19 protein-coding genes are annotated in these 18922 nt (G+C 75.3%); 8 read left to right on the forward strand and 11 right to left on the reverse strand.

Going from position 1 to position 18922, the window contains the following annotated elements; translation table 11 throughout:
* Nucleotides 1-46 precede the first annotated feature (46 nt).
* The gene (locus AB0P35_RS15265; protein WP_363510784.1) at nt 47-739 is read right to left on the reverse strand and encodes a response regulator transcription factor; all 693 of its coding nucleotides are present in this window, start codon (nt 737-739) and stop codon (nt 47-49) included.
* 175 nt (nt 740-914) lie between these two features.
* On the opposite strand from AB0P35_RS15265, the gene AB0P35_RS15270 reads away from it, so the two are divergent.
* Nucleotides 915-1190 (forward strand): hypothetical protein, encoded by a 276-nt coding sequence (locus AB0P35_RS15270; protein ID WP_363510787.1) that lies wholly within the window; start codon nt 915-917, stop codon nt 1188-1190.
* A 28-nt stretch (nt 1191-1218) separates the two neighbouring features.
* On the opposite strand, the gene AB0P35_RS15275 is transcribed toward AB0P35_RS15270, so the two are convergent.
* Nucleotides 1219-2202 carry a LysR family transcriptional regulator gene (locus AB0P35_RS15275; protein ID WP_095873972.1) on the reverse strand — a complete coding sequence of 328 codons (984 nt, stop codon included), beginning with the start codon at nt 2200-2202 and terminating at the stop codon, nt 1219-1221.
* A gap of 130 nt (nt 2203-2332) precedes the next feature.
* Nucleotides 2333-2878 carry a carboxymuconolactone decarboxylase family protein gene (locus AB0P35_RS15280; protein ID WP_363510790.1) on the reverse strand — a complete coding sequence of 182 codons (546 nt, stop codon included), beginning with the start codon at nt 2876-2878 and terminating at the stop codon, nt 2333-2335.
* Nucleotides 2879-3003: 125 nt separating this feature from the next.
* On the opposite strand from AB0P35_RS15280, the gene AB0P35_RS15285 reads away from it, so the two are divergent.
* Entirely contained in the window at nt 3004-3594 is a 591-nt protein-coding gene (locus tag AB0P35_RS15285; RefSeq protein WP_363510793.1) for a helix-turn-helix domain-containing protein, read from the forward strand.
* 73 nt (nt 3595-3667) lie between these two features.
* On the opposite strand, the gene AB0P35_RS15290 is transcribed toward AB0P35_RS15285, so the two are convergent.
* The 7 genes from AB0P35_RS15290 to AB0P35_RS15320 all read right to left on the reverse strand — a co-directional run bounded on the left by AB0P35_RS15290 (nt 3668) and on the right by AB0P35_RS15320 (nt 12666).
* Nucleotides 3668-5374, reverse strand: a complete 1707-nt coding sequence (locus tag AB0P35_RS15290) for an AMP-binding protein (protein WP_363510796.1) — start codon at nt 5372-5374, stop codon at nt 3668-3670.
* Nucleotides 5371-8616: an FAD/NAD(P)-binding protein gene (locus tag AB0P35_RS15295; protein WP_363510799.1), complete on the reverse strand. Its 3246-nt coding sequence runs from the start codon at nt 8614-8616 to the stop codon at nt 5371-5373. Before AB0P35_RS15295 ends, AB0P35_RS15290 begins: the two co-directional genes overlap by 4 nt.
* Entirely contained in the window at nt 8613-9110 is a 498-nt protein-coding gene (locus AB0P35_RS15300) for a cobalamin-dependent protein (RefSeq protein WP_095873976.1), read from the reverse strand. The genes AB0P35_RS15295 and AB0P35_RS15300 overlap by 4 nt, the downstream gene beginning before the upstream one ends.
* A gap of 145 nt (nt 9111-9255) precedes the next feature.
* Nucleotides 9256-9675 carry a cupin domain-containing protein gene (locus tag AB0P35_RS15305; RefSeq protein ID WP_095873977.1) on the reverse strand — a complete coding sequence of 140 codons (420 nt, stop codon included), beginning with the start codon at nt 9673-9675 and terminating at the stop codon, nt 9256-9258.
* Nucleotides 9668-10534 (reverse strand): sulfurtransferase, encoded by an 867-nt coding sequence (locus AB0P35_RS15310; RefSeq protein ID WP_363510803.1) that lies wholly within the window; start codon nt 10532-10534, stop codon nt 9668-9670. Before AB0P35_RS15310 ends, AB0P35_RS15305 begins: the two co-directional genes overlap by 8 nt.
* Before the next feature lie 68 nt (nt 10535-10602).
* Complete coding sequence (locus tag AB0P35_RS15315; RefSeq protein WP_095873979.1) at nt 10603-11151, reverse strand: HPP family protein; 549 nt, start codon at nt 11149-11151, stop codon at nt 10603-10605.
* Nucleotides 11152-11178: 27 nt separating this feature from the next.
* The gene (locus tag AB0P35_RS15320; protein ID WP_363510807.1) at nt 11179-12666 is read right to left on the reverse strand and encodes a vanadium-dependent haloperoxidase; all 1488 of its coding nucleotides are present in this window, start codon (nt 12664-12666) and stop codon (nt 11179-11181) included.
* Between the two features lie 421 nt (nt 12667-13087).
* Between AB0P35_RS15320 and AB0P35_RS15325 the strand changes: the two genes are divergently transcribed.
* The 3 genes from AB0P35_RS15325 to AB0P35_RS15335 all read left to right on the forward strand — a co-directional run bounded on the left by AB0P35_RS15325 (nt 13088) and on the right by AB0P35_RS15335 (nt 15683).
* Nucleotides 13088-14020, forward strand: a complete 933-nt coding sequence (locus tag AB0P35_RS15325; RefSeq protein WP_363510810.1) for a BTAD domain-containing putative transcriptional regulator — start codon at nt 13088-13090, stop codon at nt 14018-14020.
* Between the two features lie 179 nt (nt 14021-14199).
* On the forward strand, nt 14200-14697 hold the full coding sequence (locus AB0P35_RS15330) for a hypothetical protein (protein WP_363510813.1): 498 nt from the start codon (nt 14200-14202) through the stop codon (nt 14695-14697).
* Nucleotides 14698-14801: 104 nt separating this feature from the next.
* Complete coding sequence (locus tag AB0P35_RS15335; RefSeq protein ID WP_363510816.1) at nt 14802-15683, forward strand: GNAT family N-acetyltransferase; 882 nt, start codon at nt 14802-14804, stop codon at nt 15681-15683.
* A 15-nt stretch (nt 15684-15698) separates the two neighbouring features.
* On the opposite strand, the gene AB0P35_RS15340 is transcribed toward AB0P35_RS15335, so the two are convergent.
* Nucleotides 15699-16274, reverse strand: coding sequence for a TerD family protein (locus AB0P35_RS15340; RefSeq protein ID WP_363510819.1), 576 nt, complete (start codon nt 16272-16274; stop codon nt 15699-15701).
* A gap of 237 nt (nt 16275-16511) precedes the next feature.
* On the opposite strand from AB0P35_RS15340, the gene AB0P35_RS15345 reads away from it, so the two are divergent.
* The 3 genes from AB0P35_RS15345 to AB0P35_RS15355 all read left to right on the forward strand — a co-directional run bounded on the left by AB0P35_RS15345 (nt 16512) and on the right by AB0P35_RS15355 (nt 18795).
* Entirely contained in the window at nt 16512-16973 is a 462-nt protein-coding gene (locus AB0P35_RS15345) for a BlaI/MecI/CopY family transcriptional regulator (protein WP_363510822.1), read from the forward strand.
* A gap of 3 nt (nt 16974-16976) precedes the next feature.
* The gene (locus AB0P35_RS15350) at nt 16977-17921 is read left to right on the forward strand and encodes a M56 family metallopeptidase (RefSeq protein ID WP_363510825.1); all 945 of its coding nucleotides are present in this window, start codon (nt 16977-16979) and stop codon (nt 17919-17921) included.
* A gap of 115 nt (nt 17922-18036) precedes the next feature.
* Nucleotides 18037-18795, forward strand: a complete 759-nt coding sequence (locus AB0P35_RS15355; RefSeq protein WP_363510828.1) for a sporulation protein — start codon at nt 18037-18039, stop codon at nt 18793-18795.
* Nucleotides 18796-18922 lie beyond the last annotated feature (127 nt).

Consider the following 18922-nt stretch of genomic DNA (forward strand, 5'->3'; position numbering starts at 1 on the left):
TCCGGAGCCCCGCCCTCGGAAAGGGCCGAACGGCCCGGTCACGGGGTCAGAGGCGGTGCGGCGCCGGGGAGGCGTTCAGGTGGGAGGCGAGGACGGCGGCCTGCACGCGGCGTTCCACGCCGAGCTTGGCGAGCAGCCGGGAGACATGGTTCTTGACCGTCTTCTCGGCCAGGTAGAGGCGCGCGCCGATCTGGCGGTTCGTCAGCCCCTCGCCGACCAGGGCGAGGATCTGCAACTCCCGCTCGGTGAGCGCGGGCAGTCGGGCCGGCTGCGGCGCTTCGGCCCGGCGGCGCAGCCGGGCCATCAGCCGGCCGGTGGCGCCCGGGTCGAGCAGGGACTGCCCGGAGGCCACGGTGCGGACGGCCGAGACCAGGTCGGTGCCGGTGATCTGCTTGAGCACGTACCCCGAGGCGCCCGCCATGATGGCGTCGAGCAGGGCCTCCTCGTCGTCGAAGGAGGTCAGCATCAGGCAGGCCAGCTCCGGCATGCGGGAGCGCAGTTCGCGGCAGACGGTGACGCCGTCGCCGTCCGGCAGACGCACGTCGAGCACCGCGACGTCGGGCCGCAGCGCGGGCACCCGGGCGATCGCCTGCTCGGCGGTGGCGGCCTCCCCCACGACGGTCAGGCCGGGCTCGGAGTCGAGGAGGTCCTGTACGCCCCGGCGCACCACTTCGTGGTCGTCGAGCAGAAAGACCCGTACCGGACCCTCGGCACCCGTCCGTGCCGTGCCGTCGAGCATGGCACTACTCCTTCCCCGGCCCGCCCGTCGTGGAGGGGCCACCGCATTCTCCCGGGCGGCCGGCGCCGGCCGACAGGGCCGGACGGCCCTGCTTGCGGCACCCGGCGGGCGGGCCGAGATCGGGAGGGCGCACCCCGCCGCGGCGGTCGTGGCGGCGCCGAGCCGAGGAGGGCCCATGGCGGTTCTTGTGGAGGTCGACCTGCCCGGGGCGACCACCGAACAGTACGAGCGGTTCCACGAGCGGCTCGCCCGGGAGGACGGCATCTCCGCCGGCCGCCTGGCACACGTGGCGGCGGTGACCGGCGACGGCGTCCGGGTCGTCGACCTGTGGGACTCCGCGGAGTCGATGAACCGCTTCGCGGAGCGGATGCGCGCCCTCGGCATCGGCGTGCCCGGGGTCTCGTACACCGTCTCCGACGTGCACCACTACGACCTGTCACCCCGGAGCTGACCGGCCGGGCCGGCCGCCGTGGCCCGGCTCAGGTGGGGCAGGTCAGTGCGAGTCGGATGGCGTCCGCCAGGCCCTGCCGGTGGCCCTCGCGGAACTCCTTGGTGCGGGCGGCGAGCAGCGAGACCGTCCACTGCATCCGCGGCACCCCGGGGATCGGCGCCAGGCCGGCGCCGTACGGCTGGGAGGCCAGCCCGGTCGGCAGCATCGCGCAGCCGAGGCCGGCCTGCACGGTCGCGTGCACCCCGTCCATCGAGCCGAGTTCCAGGCTCTCCGGCGGCTCGCCGCCGCGCAGCCGGAGGAACTCCGGCAGCCAGCGCTGCGAGGGGCAGTCCGGATCGGCCACCACGACCTGGTGGCAGGCGAGCTGAGAGCGCGCCGCGGCGCTGGTGCTGGGGGTGAACTCCAGGTCCTGGACCGGGATCTCGGTCGGCGCCTCGGGCCGCTCGCGGACCGCGGAGGCCCGTTCGGCGAGCACCGCGGTGCGGGCCCGGTCGGCGGCCCGGCCGGCCGCCCCGCTGAGCGCCGGGACGGGTGCGGCGGGCGCCGTGCGGTGCTCGCGGCCGGTGAGCAGGATGGCGCCGTCCAGGCCTCCGGCCCGCAGCGCCGCGTGGATCTCCGCGGTGCCCATCACCCGCAGCGCGAGCTGCACCCCGGGCAGCAGGCGGCGGCCGAACTGGGCGATCCTGGCCAACTGTTCGCCGTACGCGAGGGCCGGCACCAGGCCGACCTTGAGTCGTGGCGCGGTGGCCGACGGGCCGCGCAGCGCATCCTCCATCTCGCCCACCAGGGTGAGCAGTTGGCCGGCGTAACCGCGGAGGGTGGAGCCCGCCGGGGTGAGCCGCACCCCGTTCGGCAGCCGGTGGAAGACCGGTGCGCCGACCTGCCGCTCCAAGGCGCGCATCTGCGCCGTCACGCTGGACTGGGAGTAGCCCAGGCGGTGGGCGGCACTGGTGAACGAGCCGGTTCTGATGACCTCGCAGAACGTTCTGAGGGTTTTGACGTCGATGTCCACTGCTGCTGCTCCCGCATGCCGCCCTTGTGATGCCGGTGTGGTGCCGGTGTGGTGGTGGAGGCGGCCGCCGGCGGGCGGCCGGGGCGTCCGGAGTGCTGACGTCCGGACGCCCCGTGACCGCGGGCGGCCGTCAGACCAGGTTGTGGGCGTCGACCAGCGGGAAGTCGAGCTCCGGCTCGGCGACGTGGTTGAAGAAGTTGGACAGCACGTTCAGCGCGACGTGGCCGACGATCTCGGCGATCTCCGCGTCGGTGACGCCGGCCGCGCGGGCCTCGGCGAGCGCGGTGTCGGAGACCCGGCCGCCGCTGGCCATGACCTCGCCGGTCAGCTTGAGCACCTGGTCCATGTGCGGGTCGGTGTCGGTGCCGCGGCGGGTGGCGAGCAGCTGCTCGTCGCTCAGGCCGACCTTGCCGCCGCGCATGGTGTGCGCGGAGACGCAGTAGGTGCAGCTGTTGCGCTGGGCGATGAAGAGGGCGAGCTGCTCGCGCTGCTTGGTGCTGAAGGTGCCGCCGACGAGGGCCTCGCGCATCGCCAGGTAGCCGCGCAGCGCGGCCGGGCCGTTGGCGAGCGCGGCGTACAGGTTCGGGACCCGGCCGAGCTGCTTGAGGGTGCTCTCCAGCAGTTCGCGCTGCTCCTCGTCGGCGGTCTCGGTGGTGAGCTGGGGCAGACGGGACATGGTGTCTCTCCTCGGTTGCGGCAGAGATGGAACCGATCGGTACCAAACAGCTAGGACGGTACCGATCGGTTCCGACTTTCGTCAACGCCCATCGAAAAATCAGAACCGAGTGGTACCGTTTTCGGATGCCGAGCAATGCGAGAGAACGACTCCTCACGGCCGCCGAGCGGCTGTTCTACGAGGAGGGCATCCGCGCGGTCGGGGTCGAGCGGATCCTGAGCGAGTCCGGCGTCGGCCGTGCGTCCTTCTACCGGCACTTCCCCAGCAAGGACGACCTGGTCGTCGAGGTGCTCCGGCGCCGCGACGCCGCCTGGCGGGCCTGGCTCGCCGACACCGTCGACGCCAGCCCGCGCGGCACCGACGACCTCGCGCTGGCACTCTTCGACGGGCTCGCCGAACGCTTCGCCGCGGCCGACTTCCGCGGCTGTGCGTTCATCAACACCATGGTCGAGGAGGCCGACCCGAGCAGCCCCGCCCACCGGGTCGCGGCCGAGCACAAGGAGAAGGTCATCGACTACCTGGACGGCCTGCTCGCCGCCGCCGGGTACCGCGGCCACCGCACCCTGGCCGGCCAGCTCGCCCTGCTCGGCGACGGCGCGATCGTCGCCGCCCTCCGCGAGCGCACCACGGACGCCGCCCCGCGCGCCCGGACGGTCGCCGAGGCCCTGCTCGCCACCGCCGAGCGGGCGGACGCGCCCCCGCTGCCCGGCTGCTGAGCCCCGACAGCGGCCCCCGGTAGCCGGGCCGGCCGCCCGTCGAACACCGCGGACGGCCGACCGGCGCACCCGGTCAGCCGTCCGCGAACCGCGCGGCCAGCTCCGCGCGGCGTACCTTGCCCGACCGGGTGCGCGGCAGCTCGGCCGCGAACTCCAGCCCGCGCGGCACGAACATCGGGGCCAACCGCTCGGCCGCCCGCGCCAGCAGCTCGCCGCGCAGCCGGGCCGCCGCGGCCCCGTGCGGCGGATCGTGACGGGTCGTCACCACCGCGTACGGCACCAGGCCGCCGGCCGGATCGGGGCGCGGCACCACCGCCGCGTCCGCCACCTCCGGATGCCCGCGCAGCACCGCCTCGATCTCCACCGGCGACACCCGGTGCCCGAACGACTTGAACACCTCGTCGAGGCGCCCGAGCAGCCGGATCGAGCCGTCCGCGCAGCGCTCGCCGACGTCGCCGGTGCGGTAGAGGCCGTCGGCCAGCGCGGCGGCGGTGCGCCCCGGGTCGTCCGCGTAGCCGGCCATCAGTCCGACCGGACGCTCCGCCAGGTCGAGGCAGACCTCCCCGGCCTCGCCCCGCTCGCCGGTCGCCGGGTCGCGCAGCACCACCGTCCAGCCGGGCAGCGGATGCCCGAGCGGCGACACCGGCGCCGGATCGTCCGGGGTGCGGCCGATCAGCGCGGTCGCCTCGGTCTGCCCGTAGCCGTCCCGGACCTGTACCCGCCAGGCGGCGGCCACCGCCGCCTGCACCTCCGCGGTCAGCGGCTCGCCGGCCGCGGTGGCCTCGCGCAGCCGGACGGCCGAGCGGGTCCGGTGCAGGTGCGGCAGCATCGCCCGCCAGGCGCTCGGCGGGGCACAGAAGCTGTCCACGCCGTGGTCGGCCAGCACCCCGGGCAGCACCTCGGGCGGCAGGCCGCCGTCCGGCGGGGCGAGCACCAGGGCCTGCGCCGTCCACGGCACGAAGAAGCTGCTCCAGGAGTGCTTCGCCCAGCCCGGGGCGGACAGGTTGAGGTGCCGGTCGCCGGGCCGCAGCCCGTTCCAGTACAGGCTGGACAGATGGCCGACCGGATAGCTGGCATGGGTGTGCTCGACCAGCTTCGGCAGCGAGGTGGTGCCGGACGTGAAGTAGCAGAACGCCGGGTCCGCCGCCGGTGTCGGCCCGTCCGGCAGGAACGGCACCTGCACCGAACGGGTGTCCGGGTAAGGCGTCCAGCCGGGCGCCGGGCGGTCGGTCACCGCGATCCGCAGCCCCGGCACCTCGATCCCGTCCAGCAGCGGCGCCGTGTCCTCGGCACACAGCACGTGCCGGATCCGGCCGCGCCCGATCCGGTCCGCCGCCTCCTCCCGGGTCACGTCCTGGTACGAGGGCACCACCACCGCGCCCAGCTTCAGACAGCCCAGCAGGCTCTCCCACAGCTCGGCGCGGGTGCCGAGCAGCAGCAGGACGCGGTCCCCGCGGCGTACCCCGAGGCCGGCCAGCGCCACCGCCAGGGTGTCCGAACGCGCCGACAGCTCGGCGAAGGACAACTCCTCGGTGACACCGGCCCGCCCCTCGGCGTCCGGCGGCGACAGCAGCCGCAGGGCCGGCCGCGGATTGTCCGCGGCCACCACGTCGAACCACTCCAGCGCCCAGTTGAACTCCCGCGCGCGCGGCGGCTTGAAGGCGGCACAGGCCGCCGCCCGGTCGCCGCGCAGCCCCAGCAGCAGGTCGCGGGCCGCCCGGTACTCCTCGTGCGCGGCCGTCCGGCGGTGCGTCCACCAGAACGCGGGGCGCCCGCTCACCGGCCGGCCCGCCCGGTCAGCACCGCCGCCGGCTCGGCAGTGGCCGGACGGGCCTGCGGCGCCGCGTCGGCCAGCAGCGCCTCGGCGATCGCGTCGGCGTCCCGGGTGAACGCGCCCCACGGGCCCGGCCGGCCGCTGCCGACCTGGGTGAACCAGCGGGTGTGCTCGCTCGGGATGCCCAGCACGAACATCGTCCGCTCGATCCCGCCGTCCGCCCGCACCGGGTGGAACGGGGTGTCGGTGGTGGCCAGACCGCCGGTGTCGAAGGCCCCGCCCGCCCAGGAGTTGACGAAGGTCCGGATCACGCCGTCGGCGAGCAGGCCGCGGATCAGCGGGTCGCGGTCCGAGCGCAGGTCGGTGCTCGGCACCCGGGCGTCGACCAGCGCGTCCAGCCGTACCCTGGACTCCTCCACCTGACCCGACTCGACGGTGAAGCAGCCCAGTTCGCGATCGGCCCGGAACCGGGCCGCCGGACCGACCGGCTCCAGCACACCCGCCGCCAGCAGCGCCAGGAACTGCTCGGAGCGCTGCGCCGGCGGACCGGTGGAGATCACCGCCGCGACCGGGTTGAAGTCGGCCAGGAAGCGGCGGTGCGAGTCCGGGGTGAGCCCGCCGAAGTCCACCACCGAGCGGATCGTCGCCCGGACGTCCCGCAGCACGTCGCTCGCCGCCTTCACCGGCCCCTCGTAGTTGCCCAGGACGGCGTCGGCGAGGTCCTCGCGCAGCCAGTCGGCCAGCGCCTGCCGGTACTCGGCGGGGGAGGCGAACCGCCGCCCGGCGAACGGCCGGGCCAGGCGCCACAGCGCGTCCAGCGGCGCACCGGCCGGCCCGAAGCCCTCGGCCAGCACGCCCAGCGCGGCCGGGCTCGGCGGCTCCTCCCGGTGCACGGCCGCCGCCAGCTCGCCGAACTCCCGTTCCGCGTCCGGACCGACGGCGTGCCGCAGCCGGGTGCCGAGCAGCACGACGTTCATCTCCGCGAGCAGCCACGGCAGCACCTGCGACTGGAAGTCCAGCGGCCCGGTCGCGCGCATCGCGGCCATCCGCTCGGGGGTGAACAACCGGGCCCGGTACCGGAACTCGGCGCTCTTCTGGTTCCTGCCGCGGGTGAGCAGCGGAATGCCGCTGCGCGAGGCCGGGACGATCCTCGGCTCCCGCCCGCTGGGCAGGTAGCGCAGACCGCCGCCCTCGGCCGGTGCGAACCGGCCGCCGCGGCCCAGGGTCAGCGCCGAGACCACGTCGTAGAAGGTCAGCCCCATGCCGAGGACGCCGACGGTGGCACCCGGCGGGACGGAGTCCAACGGCATCTCGGCGGCCGAATCGCCGACCACGTACCGCAGCGGCGGGTGCTCCTCCGCGAAGTGCAGCCACTCGCGCTGCTGCTCGTCCAACTCGTTGGTGGGGTGGCCGGAGGCCAGCACCAGCCGGTCCACGGTCAGCACGTCCCCACGGTCCAGCCGCACCCGGTGCACCGGCTCGCCGGTGCGCTCCCCGGCCGGGCCGCGGTCGGTGGTGAGCGCCCTCGCCTTCACCGGGCGGATCGTCAGCCCCGGCACCCGGGCGCCCAGCACCAGACCCAGCACGAACCGCAGGTACCGGCCGTAGACGACGCGTGGCGCGTAGCCCTCCGGGTCGGCGTGCTCCGGGTCCTCGGCGGCCCACCACTCGGCGAGGGTGGGGCCGGCGCCCGGTCTCGCCGGGCCGCCGTCGGACGGCCCCGAGAACATGGTGACCTCGCGCGCCGGGGTGTTCATCAGGAACCACGGCGACTGCTCGGGCCGCCAGATCCGGCCGGCCCCGATGCAGTACGGGTCGACCGCGGTGACCTCCACCGGCCGGGCCGGCGGCCGCTCCGCGCACCGGGCGACCAGCCGCTCCAGGATGGACAGGCCGCGCGGCCCGCCGCCGATCAGGCCGATCCGCAGCGGCGCCGGCTCGGCCGGCGCGGCCACCGGCTCCGGGGCCTGCCGGGCCGCCTCCCGGTCGTGCTGCTCGGCGACCCGGCGGAGCATCCCGGACAGCCGGTTCGAGGTCATCGTCCCGGACCGGCCGACGGTGGCCAGCAGCGGCATCGCGCCGACCTCGGACCAGCGCAGCCGGCCGTCGTCGCCGATCGTGCCGCGCGCCGCGCCCCGGTTGTCCGGGTGCAGGCAGTACGGGATGTCCAGGACACCGCGGTGGAAGGCCCGCAGCAGCGCGGTGCCGACGTCGTCGGAGAGCGAGAGCACCGCGGTGATCAGCGCCCGCGCCTCCAGCAGCACCTCGCCGGCCTCGGCCGGGGTCTCGCGCGGGGCCTGGGCCAGTTCGCGGCGGGTGCGCCGGGCCTGCGCGGCGGCGGCCCGCAGCGCGGTGAGGTTCTCGGCGACGGTGGGGATGCGGTGCGCCTCGGTCTCCGTCTTGACGATCAGACGCTCGGCGCCGCCCCGGACGGCGAGTTCGGCGCTGCGCTGGAGCAGCAGGCCGGCGCCCGCCACACTCCGCGGGAAGACGCCCATGTACGTGTAGAGGACGATGTGCCGGTCCACGGTCGGCGGCAGCAGCTCCTCGGCGAGCAGGCGGAGAGCGGCGAGCGCCTCGACGTCCTGCTGCGGGCTGGTCTGCTGGGCGTAGCTGAGCGAGACGCCGGTGATGCCGTTCTGCGCGAAGAACAGGCACTCCAGCACGGACATCGCGACCAGCAGCGAGGGCGGGCAGAGCTGCCCGAGCAGGCAGCCGCCGAAGGACTCCAGGTGGGCGCGGATGCCGTTCGCCCGGCTCTCCTCGGCGAGGAAGCGGGTGGCCTCCCGCCAGGCGGCGACCGACTCGGCGAGCGGGGTCCGCCCGTACGGCAGGCAGTAGGAGACCGGGCCGCCCTCGCTGGTGCCGAGGCCGGCGGCGGCCATGGTGCGGAAGATCGCCCGCGGATCGGCGGAGCCGTGCCGGACCTGCACCGGCGTGTGCCGGCCGGCCGCGGCGGCGACCTTCGCGGTGATCCGGGGGCCGTGCCCGACCAGCGGGAAGCCGTTCAGCGGCTTGCCGGCCCGGACGGCTGCGACGGCGGCGCTGTGGTCGCCGACCCGGGTGTAGCTGTCGAGGGTGATGGTGCCGACGGTGCGCTCGGAGAGTCCCGCGACGGCGGTCAGACCGGCCGCCATCTCGCTGGGGACGGCCATGCCCATGCGGGGCTGGACGACGAGCTCGCCGGCGGCCGCGGCGGCGCGGACATAGGCGCCGAGGTCCGGTGGGGAGGCGGGTGAGCGGGTCACGCGGCGGCCCGCTCGGTACAGGTGGCGGGCAGCTGGGCGAGGTACGACAGCAGCACGTCGGGCTTGGTGCCGTCGCTGTGCACCCGGTCGAAGCCGGCCGCGAGGAGCTCGGCGGTGCGCTGTTCGGCGCCCTCCGGGGAGATGCCCAGCAGGCCGCCGATGACCAGCGGGATGTCGCTGGTGGTGCGCTCGCCGCGCAGCGCGCGGGCCGCCCGCAGGCCGTCCAGGTGGCCGTGGCCGTTGACGGAGCTGAACACCACCAGGTCGGGGCGGGTCAGCTGCGCGGTGTCGACGAGCAGCTGCTCCGGCACGCACGGGCCCAGGTTGAGCACCGAGTGGCCGTTCTCCTCCAGCAGCAGCTGCAGGTACACGAGGTTCCAGGTGTGCGCGTCGGAGGAGCCGGTGGTCAGCAGCACACGGCGGCTCTCGGCGGGCTCCGGCGCGGCAGCGGCGGGGCGCAGCGGGTACGGCGTCAGGGTTCGGGTGGGCGACATGGCTACTCCTCGGGTGGCGACGGGGCGGTGCCGGGCGGGGTGCCGGGCGCTGCCGCGGGTGGCGGGCGCCCGTCGTGCGGCGGCCGGGTACCGGCGCGTCGTGGTGGACGCGGCTCCGGTACCCGGCAGCTGTTCTGGCGGTGGGTCAGCTCGCGCCGGCGCCGACCCCGGTGGTGATCTCCTCCGGCTCGGGCGTCCGGGCGGAGGCCGGGCGGGCCCGGACGGCTAGCACCGTGCAGCCCTCGGCGCTGGACATCTGGTGCCGGGTGCCGGGCTCCTCCACGACCAGGTCGCCGCGGACGAAGCGGCGGCCGTCGCTGTGGTCGAGGACCCCGTCGAGGACGAGCATCAGCTCGTGGCCCAGGTGCTCGTGGAAGTCGCCGTGCGCGCCGGGCGGGAAGCGCAGCAGCAGCGCCGCGGAGTCCTCGCCCTGCTCCGCGTCCGGGCCCCACAGGACGACGAACTCGACGCCCACACGGCCGGGTTCGGTCCACGGCACCCAGGGCAGGTCGGTCTGGTCGAAGCCGTTGCGCAGCACGTCGCGCATCACGGTCACGTCAGGCATGGGCCACCTCCGAGGTGCGGACGACGCCCCAGGGCAGCGGCCCGGAGACGATCGGGGCGCCGATCAGGGAGCCGAACTCCCGCCAGGCGCCGTCGTAGTTGGCGACGCCGGGGCGTCCGAGCAGCTCGTTCAGGACGAACCAGCTGTGCGCGGAGCGCCAGCCGATCCGGCAGTAGACGACGGTCGGCGCGTCCTTGTCGAGCTGGCCGTAGAGCGCCTCCAGCTCCTCCTCGTCGCGGAAGGTGCCGTCCGGGCGGACGGTCGCGCTCCACGGGATGTGCTGCGCGGACTCGGCGTGGCCGGGCCGCACGCCCTGGTCGTCCGGGACGCCGGGCGGGGCGGTGCGCTCGCCGAGGTACTCCTCCAGCGAGCGGCAGTCCACCAGGTTGATCGAGCCGATGCCGCCGAGGACGGTGTCCCGGTGGGCGCGCAGCGACTCGTCGACCGGACGGGCGGGGTACTCGACGGGCGTCCGGACGGGGGCCTCGACGGTCAGGTCGCCGCCGAGCGCCTCCCAGCGGGCGCGCCCGCCGTCGAGCAGCCGCAGCTCGCGGTGGCCGTGCAGGCGGAACTGCCAGAAGCCGGCCGCGGCCCACCAGTTGCTGTTGCCGCTGTAGAACACGACGGTGTCGTCCGGGCCGATGCCGTGGCGGCCGAGGAGGGCGGCGAACGCCTCCGGGCGGATCAGGTCGCGGCGGACGCGGTCCTGCAGGTCGGTCGTCCAGTCGAGGCTGACCGCCCCGGGTATCCGGCCGCCCGGGTTGGGGCCGCCGTCGGTGATCTCGACGAGGACGACGCCCTCGTCGGAGCCGTGGGCCCTGACCCAGTCGCAGTCGACCAGGACGTTGTCGCGGTCCATCGTTTCTCCCTTCGGATCGCTGGGCCGGCCGGACCGGCGGCGCTCGGCCGCCGGTCCGCCGGGTCCGGTCACCACCAGTAGGTGGGGTACTTGCCGATCGCGCCGATCCGGGAGGCCAGCAGGCCGACCAGGATCAGCAGGACGCTGCCCGCCGCGAGCAGCAGCAGGAACCGCGCCGGGGCCGGGTGCTGGACGACGACCAGCACCGCGGTGGCGGCGGCCGGCGCGTGGACGGCCCGCAGCAGGCCCATCAGGCCGACCGACAGGCCGGCCGCGACCGAGGCCGTCCACAGCGAGTGGCCGGCGACGGCGCCGGCCGCGAAGCCGATCACCGCCGAGCCGAGCTGGCCGAGCAGCACGCCGCGCGGCTGGGCGGGCGGCAGGGCCGGACTGGCGCAGATGATCATCGCGGTCGCGGCGAGCGGCGCGACCAGCAGCAGCGAGTCGGTCGCCCTGCCGATCGCCGCCAGCACCAGCAGCGACACGATGGTGGCGAGCGTGCCGGACACGGTGGCCCGGGTCCCGGCGAAGGCCGGCGCCCGGCCGCCGAGGCCCCCGCCGGAGCCCTGGGCCGGGGTGGGCGAGGCGGCCGGCCGGTTGGCGGTCTGGTTCGTCATGGTGTGTCAGCTCCCGTTGTTACGGCGTCAGTTGTGCGAGCCGTGGACGAGATCCATGGCCCGCCGGTGCACAACGCGGCCGATCTTGTGGCCCATCTCCAGGCCGGGGCCGTTGTCGAAGCTCCAGTGCATGCCGCCGTAGACCCGGGAGATACCGGCCTGCTCGGCGGCGGCGGTGAAGGTCGGCCAGCTGAGCTTCACGTCCACGGCCGGGGTCAGGCCGGGCTCGACGGTCGAGGTGCCGGCCTTGAACAGGTAGGAGTCGCCGAAGGAGTCGGTGCCCGTGTACCGGCGCAGGAACTCGGCGGCCGCGCCGGAGAAGGTGGAGTGGCCGGAGACGGTGGCGGGGAAGCCCGGCACCGCGACGTAGGCCCGCCAGTGCACGCCGTCCATGGTGACGGTGCCCTGGCCGGGGCCGCCCCAGGAGCGGATCTGCTGCCCGCGCCGGTCGTAGGGGATCAGGGTGGACGGGCGGGCGAAGTCGTACTGCCGCTTGACCGCCCAGGAGCCGATCGCGGCGTCGCACTCGGCCATGTTGAGGCCGAAGAACAGCGGCGCGTCCTCGTCGATGCCGTAACCGTCGCGGGCCGAGACGAAACGGGCCCAGGACTGCTGGGCGCCGGGCGGGGTGACGTCGTTGTCCAGCCAGAACTCGGCGATCGCCTTGTGCTCGTCGGTGAGGCCGGCGCTGACCTCCAGCAGCTCCTCGACCGCGTCCGACATCCGGGTGGACGGGTAGGCGGGCGGGGCCGGCACGGTGAACTGGTCCGGGCGGCTCAGCGCGAACGGCGTCATCACGGAGAACTGCGGGGTGAGGAACTTCTGCGTCTTGCCGCCGACGACCAGCGGGGTCCAGTGGGCGGGCGCGGTGACCAGGGCCGGGTCGAAGGAGCCGACCGCCTGCGGCTGGTTCAGCGCGGTGTAGCCGGTGGTGTCGGTGTAGCCGCCAGACTGGTTGGCGCCGTCCTGGCGGCGGAAGTCCAGCACCGCCTGGGCGGTGCGGCGGCCTATGCCGGCCGGGGTGTTCGGGCCGGCCGCGGCGTCCGGGTCGTAGCCCAGGCTGCGCAGGAAGGAGTCGGCGGCCGCGGCCTGGTTCGGGAACAGGTCGCGCATCGCGAGGTGGGCGGCGTAGCTGACCGCCTCGTTCTTGTTGGCGAGGGTGCGCTCGCGGCGCGGGCGGCGCAGCGAGCCGCCGAACCGGGTGCCGACGGCACAGGAGTCGTAACAGGCCCAGGCGTCGAAAATGGCGTTGTGGATGACGGCCAGCGCCCGCGCGTTGATGGTGGCCGGGCCGAACACCGTGCCGGCGAGCCTGTACTCGGCGAGGATGGCGTCCATCACGGCCTGGTTCCAGCGCACCACGACGCTGACCTCGTGCGCGCCCGGCGCGCGGCGGCCGGTCCGGGTCTCCGACGCCCACGCGGTGGCGGGCAGGGCCAGCGCGCCGGCCACGCCGAGTCCGGCGGCGATGACCCGGCGGCGGGTGGTGTTTCGGGTGGGGAGGGGAAGGGTCATCGGTGTCGTTCCTTCTCGCGTTCGGGCCGACGGCCGGGGAAGCGGCTTTGTGCGGAAGGTATGTGACGGTTCGTGGCATGAACGTTGCAGCAGCATTGCACCGTGTTGCGCCAGAGCTGACGGTGTCTCGTCAAACATTTGTACGGACCGGAATCGATGCTGCTCAGGCGAGCGGTGCCGGAGCGGGCGTCGATCGGGTTCTTCTATGGCTCCCATGCAATGCGGCGATGGCGCTCGCTGCCGCCGACCGGCGGTGGTTAGCGTGGAAATCAGGCCGCCCGACAACAGGGAGCGGGAGCGACGAGCGGCACCGGGCACGGCACCGCAGCGCGGACGACACCGCGGCGAGGTGCCCGCCCCCGGCGCCGCGACGCCCCGGACCGCCCCCGGGCGGCCCGGGGTGACGACACGGGGGCAAGCCATGATCCAAGCACTTCCGGGCGGCGCCGGCATCCGCAGCGTCGCCACCGCCAGGGGCGGCCAGGCGCGCCGGAGCACCGCGGCCGAACCGCCGCCACCGCGCCCGCGCGCCCTGCGGGCCGCCGACGGCCCGGACGGCCACCGGCCGTGCCCGGTCGCCGGCGTACGGCTCGACCTGCTGGGCGGCTTCGCCCTGCACCTCGACGGCGAGGAGGTCCAGCCGGGCATCGGCGCCCGCCGCCTGCTCGCCCTGCTCGCCGTCGAACCCGGCGGACTCACCCGCGCCAGGGCCGCCGCCGTCCTCTGGCCGGGACTCGAACCCGCCAGGGCCGGCGCGACCCTGCGCACCGCGCTGCACCGGCTCCCCGGCTGCCGCGCCGACCTGCTCCACGAAGGCAGGGAACGGCTGCGGCTCGCTCCCGACGTCACCACCGACCTCGGCGAACTGCGCACCACCGCCACCCGGGTGCTCAACCTCGCGCTCCCGATGGACGCCGAGGAACTCGGCCGGGCCGTCTCCTGCGACTTCGGCCACGACCTGTTGCCGGACTGGGAGGAGGACTGGCTCGACCACCACCGGATGCGCTGGCGCGAACAGCGGCTGCACACCCTGGAGGCACTCTCGTTCCGGCTCGTCCAGGCCGGCTGGGTGGGCGCCGCGGTGGACGCCGCCCTGGTCGCCATCCACGCCGACAACCTGCGCGAGAGCGCACACGAGACGCTGGTCGCCGCCTACCTGGCGGCCGGCAACCGGATCGCCGCCAACGCCTACCGGGCCACCTACCGGGAACTGCTCCGGCAGGAACTCGGCGGCCGCGAGCCGGCGGCCCGCAGCACCGGCGGCCGGCCCGGCGGCCCGCACGACGGCGACCGCGGCGTCCGAAGCCTGCGCAGCCTGCACCGGCCGTCCGCCGGCCGCCAGGACGCCCCCTAGGAGTCTTCAAAGGCAGGCGGCGGTCGATTCAGGGGCGCTGGGAGGTGCCCCCACGCATCCCGTCCGGGGCACCCGCGTGCCCCGGAGGTCCTCGCCGTGCCCGCACGCCCGCGACCGGACCCGCGCGCACCGCACCGCACCGACCCGACCCGTCATCAGCCGTGTTCTGGAGGCACTCCGTGACCGTGACCCCCGAGCTCAAACCGCCCGGCCCGCTGCTGTCCGCCGCGCCCGCGCCGCAGGCCCTCACCGCCCGCCTGCGCCCGGGCCTGCACCGCTGGGGCCTGACCCTGCTGCGGGCCGGACTCGGCGTGCTGTACGTGTGGTTCGGCATCCTGAAGATCGCCGAACGGAGCCCGGCCGGTGTCCTGGTGACGGGCACCATCCCCGGCCACCCCGGCAGCTGGGTCGTGCCCGCCCTCGGCTGGGTCGAGGTGCTGCTCGGACTCTGGCTGCTATCCGGCCGCGGCCTGCTGCTCGCCCTGCCGGTCCTCGGCGCCCACCTCTGCGGCACCTTCGGCGTCCTGCTGTTCATGCCCGGCACCGCCTTCGACGACGGCAACCCGCTGCTGCTCACCCTGGTCGGCGAGTTCGTGGTGAAGAACCTGGTCCTGCTCGCGGCCGTCCTGGTCGTCACCACCGGCTCCCGCCGGCCGACGGACGCCGGCGCCCGGTAGCGCCGTGCCGGGCGGTGCCGGCGCGGTAAATGCTTTGCGGCGCACGGCGGGAGGTGCCTACGGTCTCCCGGCCCGCCACCCGTCCGGAGCCCTCTGGAGCCGCCGTGCCGATCAGCCTCACCGCCCTCACCGATCCCGCCGCCGGTCCGGCCCGGCGTCGTGCAGCCTGGCTCGCCGCCGACGACGACGGGGTGCCGGTGGGGTCGGCGTTCCTGACGCTGTCGGACCGTGAGGAGCGGCGCCGGGTGGCCGAGCTGGAGCTCACCGTGCACCCGGCCGAACGCCGCCGCGGCACCGGCACCCTGCTGCTGGAGGCCGCGATCGGGGCGGCCCGGGCGGAGGGCCGGGGCATCCTGCTCGCGGTGGCCGGGGAGGGCGGTCCGGGCGAGGCCTTCCTCGCCGCCCGCGGGCTGCGCCGGGTGCTGGTGCTCGTCGAGGCCCGGCTGCCGCTGGCCGCGGCGGACGACGGCCGGCTCACCGCCCTGGTGGAACGCCCGCACCCCGGCTACCGGCTGGTGGACTGGGACGGGACCGCCCCGGACGGGCTGCTGGAGCGCTACCTCGCCGCCCGCCCGGCGATGGACGACATGCCGCTCGGGGACACCGGCCACGGCGCCGTCCGCTGGACGCCCGACCGGCTGCGCGCCGCGGCCGAGGCGGTGGCCGCGCGCGGCGACCTGCTGCACACCGTCGCGGTGGTGTCCGAGGACGACGGCGCGGTCGTGGGCTTCACCGAGCTGGTGGTGCCCGGCGGCGGCACCGGTGACGGACAGCACTACGGCACCGGTGTGCTGCCCGCTCACCGCGGCCGCGGCCTGGCCGGCTGGATGAAGGCGGCGTCGGTCCGCACCGCCCGCCGCCGCCACCCCGCCCTGGCGGGGCTGCTGACGGACACCGCGGAGGAGAACGCGCCGATGCGGCGCGTCAACGAAGCCTTCGGCTACCGTCCGACGCGCCGCCTCTGCCACTACCGGCTGGACCTGTAGTCCGGGCCGTGCAGGTCAGACGTTGACGCCGTAGTCCAGGGCGATGCCGCGCAGTCCGGAGGCGTAGCCCTGGCCGATCGCGCGGAACTTCCAGTCCGCGCCGTGCCGGTAGAGCTCGCCGAAGACCATCGCGGTCTCGCTGGAGGCGTCCTCGCTGAGGTCGTAGCGGGCGACCTCCCGGCCGGTGGCCTGGTCGACCACGCGGATGAAGGCGTTGCGGACCTGACCGAAGTTCTGCAGCCGGCTCTCGGCGTCGTAGATCGACACCGGGAAGACGATCTTCGAGACGGCGAGCGGCACCGCCACCAGCTCGACCTTGATCTGCTCGTCGTCGCCGTCGCCGCCGCCGGTCAGGTTGTCGCCGCTGTGCTCGACCGAACCGTCCGGGCTCGCCAGGTTGTTGTAGAAGACGAAGTGCTGGTCGGTCATCACCCGGCCGTTCTCGCCGCACAGCAGTGCGCTGGCGTCGAGGTCGAAGTCGGCGCCCGTGGTCGAGCGGACGTCCCAGCCGAGACCGACGATGACCGACGTCAGACCCGGGGCCTCCTTGCTCAGCGAGACGTTGCCGCCCTTGGCCAGCGAGACTCCCATGGCTTCCCCTCCCGGAGTGCCGCACCGGGCTCGTCCGCCCGGCCGATCCGATCACTGTGAGCCATGAATCTACAGCACTGTAGAGGCTCGGCGGGCCCACCCCGCACGGGTTGACGCGGTCTCAGCGGACGGCCGCGCACTGACCGCTCAGTAGGATGGCCGGGCGCCGCCGCACCCGCGGCCGCGCGGGAGCGGGCGGGCAGCAGGCCCTGCCGGGACGTACGGGGAGGCGCCGCCATGGTCCAGGAGCGCGACCCCGCCGCCGACGGGCTCCGGGCCCGCCGCCGCGGCCAGGGCGAGCTGGAGGCCCAGGTGCTGTCGGTGCTGCGGGAGGCGCCGGAGCCGGCCACCGCCGGCTGGGTGCAGCAGCGGCTGGAGGGCGGGCTCGCCTACACCACGGTGGTCACCATCCTCTCTCGACTGCACGCCAAGAAGGCCGTCTCACGGACCCGTTCCGGCCGCTCGTACCACTGGCGGGCCGCCGATGCCGCCGGGCTGGCCGCGCTGAAGATGCGCCGGGTGCTCGACAGCGAGGCCGACCGGGACGCGGTGCTGGCCAGCTTCGTCTCCGCCCTGCTGCCGCACGACGAGGTGCTGCTGCGGGCCCTGCTGGACAGCGCCTCGGACGGTGCGGTGCAGCCGGCCGACGGCGGCCCGCGGGGCGGCGGGGGCGACGGGCCGGCGTACCGCGAGGGCTGAGCCGTGGGCGTCTTCGTCTTCCTCTTCCTGCCGCTCGTCCTCCCGCTCACCGCGCTGCCGCTCTCCCGGCTCGCCGAGCAGCACCTGCACCCGCGCGCCGCGACCCGGCTGCTGACCGGATTCGCCCTGGCGATGGCCGGGTGCAGCGCGCTCTGCCTCGGCCTGCTCGGGGTGCTCGGCACCGCCCAGATCCCCGGCAATCCGCTGCCGGACAGCTGGTCCGACCCCGAGGTGCGCGACATGGTGCCCTTCCACGTCGAGATGGGCGCGGCCTCGATCGCGATGCTCGCCGTGGTGCTCGGCGCGGTCGCCCGCACCCTGGCGGGGCGGCTGCGGGTCGCCACCCGGGCCCGCCGAGCGGTGGCCGACCTCCCGGCCGGGGACGGTCCGGCGGTGCTGCCCGACGACCGCCCGTACGCCTACGCGCTGCCCGGCGGGGCCGGTCGGATCGTGGTCTCCACCGGCATGCTGGCGCACCTGGCCGAGGACGAGCGGGCCGCCCTGCTCGCCCACGAACAGGCTCACCTGACCCACCGTCACCACCGCTACCTGCTGGCGACCCGACTCGCCGCCTGCGTCAACCCCTTCCTGCGGCCGCTGCACCGGGCGGTGGCGTACTCCACCGAGCGGTGGGCGGACGAGGAGGCGGCGGGCGCGGTCGGCGACCGCCGGACTACCGCCCGCGCCGTCGCCCGGGCTGCGCTGGTCGCCCACCACGCGGTGCTGCCGGGGCTGGCGGCCTTCGCGGACCCGGCGCCCGGCCCGGTGCCGCGCCGGGTGGCGGCACTGCTCGGCCCCGTCCCGTCCGGCCGGGCCTGGCCGCCCGCGCACAGCCCGGCCGGGCCGGCCGTGATGCTGGCCGCCGCCGGCACCGCCGCCTCCGCGCTCTCCGCGCTGAACGCGGCCACCGCGCTGCTGCTGGTGCTCAAGGCGGCCACCCCGCTCTGACGCCGTCCCGGCCAGGGGCCGGGGATCCGGCGCGGAGGGCCGGGGGACGTCCGGGTCAAGTGCGGGCAAAGTACGATCGGCCCCCTCACCACCCGAATCGGTAAGGAGAGCACCGATGGTGTTCAAGCGGCTTCTCGGCGCGCTGGGCGTCGGCGGACCCACCGTGGACACGGTCCTGTCCACGCCGACCGTGCGCCCCGGCGGCACGATCCACGGCCAGGTCAACCTGGTCGGCGGCGAGCGGGACGCGGAGATCAACGGCATCACCCTGAGCCTGGTCGCCCGGGTCGAGGTCGAGTACGAGGACCACGAGGGGCACACCAACAAGACCTTCGCCTCGGCCGTGGTCAGCGGCCCGATGCGGCTTGCGGCCGGCGAGCACCGCGCGGTGCCGTTCGCCTTCCCGGTGCCGTTCGAGACCCCGGCCACCTCCATCGCCGGCCAGCACCTGTCGGGCATGGCGCTCGGCGTGCGCACCGAGGTGGACATCGCGGGTCAGCTGGACAAGGGCGACGCGGACCCGGTGGCGGTCGAGGCCCTGCCGGTGCAGCAGCGCGTGCTGGACGCCCTGCTGGCGCTCGGCTTCCGCTTCACCCGGGCCGACCTGGAGGCCGGCCACATCCGCGGCACCCGGCAGACGCTGCCCTTCTACCAGGAGATCGAGTTCCGGGCGGCGCCGCAGTACGCGCACCGCTGCAACGAGATCGAGGTGACCTTCATCGCCGACGCGTACGGCGTCGAGGTCGTCCTGGAGTTCGACAAGCGCGGCTTCCTGCACGGCGGCGACTCGGTGCGCACCTACCACCTGGACCACGCGGCGGCCCAGCAGGACCTCACGGCCGTGGTGGACGGCTGGATCCGCGCCGCGCTGTAGCGGCACCCGCGACGACGGGGAACGGCGGACCGCCGGGGCACGAGCAACCGTGCGAGACATTCGCTCGCAGTCGGCTATGTGCTCCTTAGAAAGGAGGTGATCCAGCCGCACCTTCCGGTACGGCTAC

Source organism: Kitasatospora sp. NPDC085879, assembly GCF_040686255.1.
In the GTDB taxonomy this organism is placed as follows: domain Bacteria; phylum Actinomycetota; class Actinomycetes; order Streptomycetales; family Streptomycetaceae; genus Kitasatospora.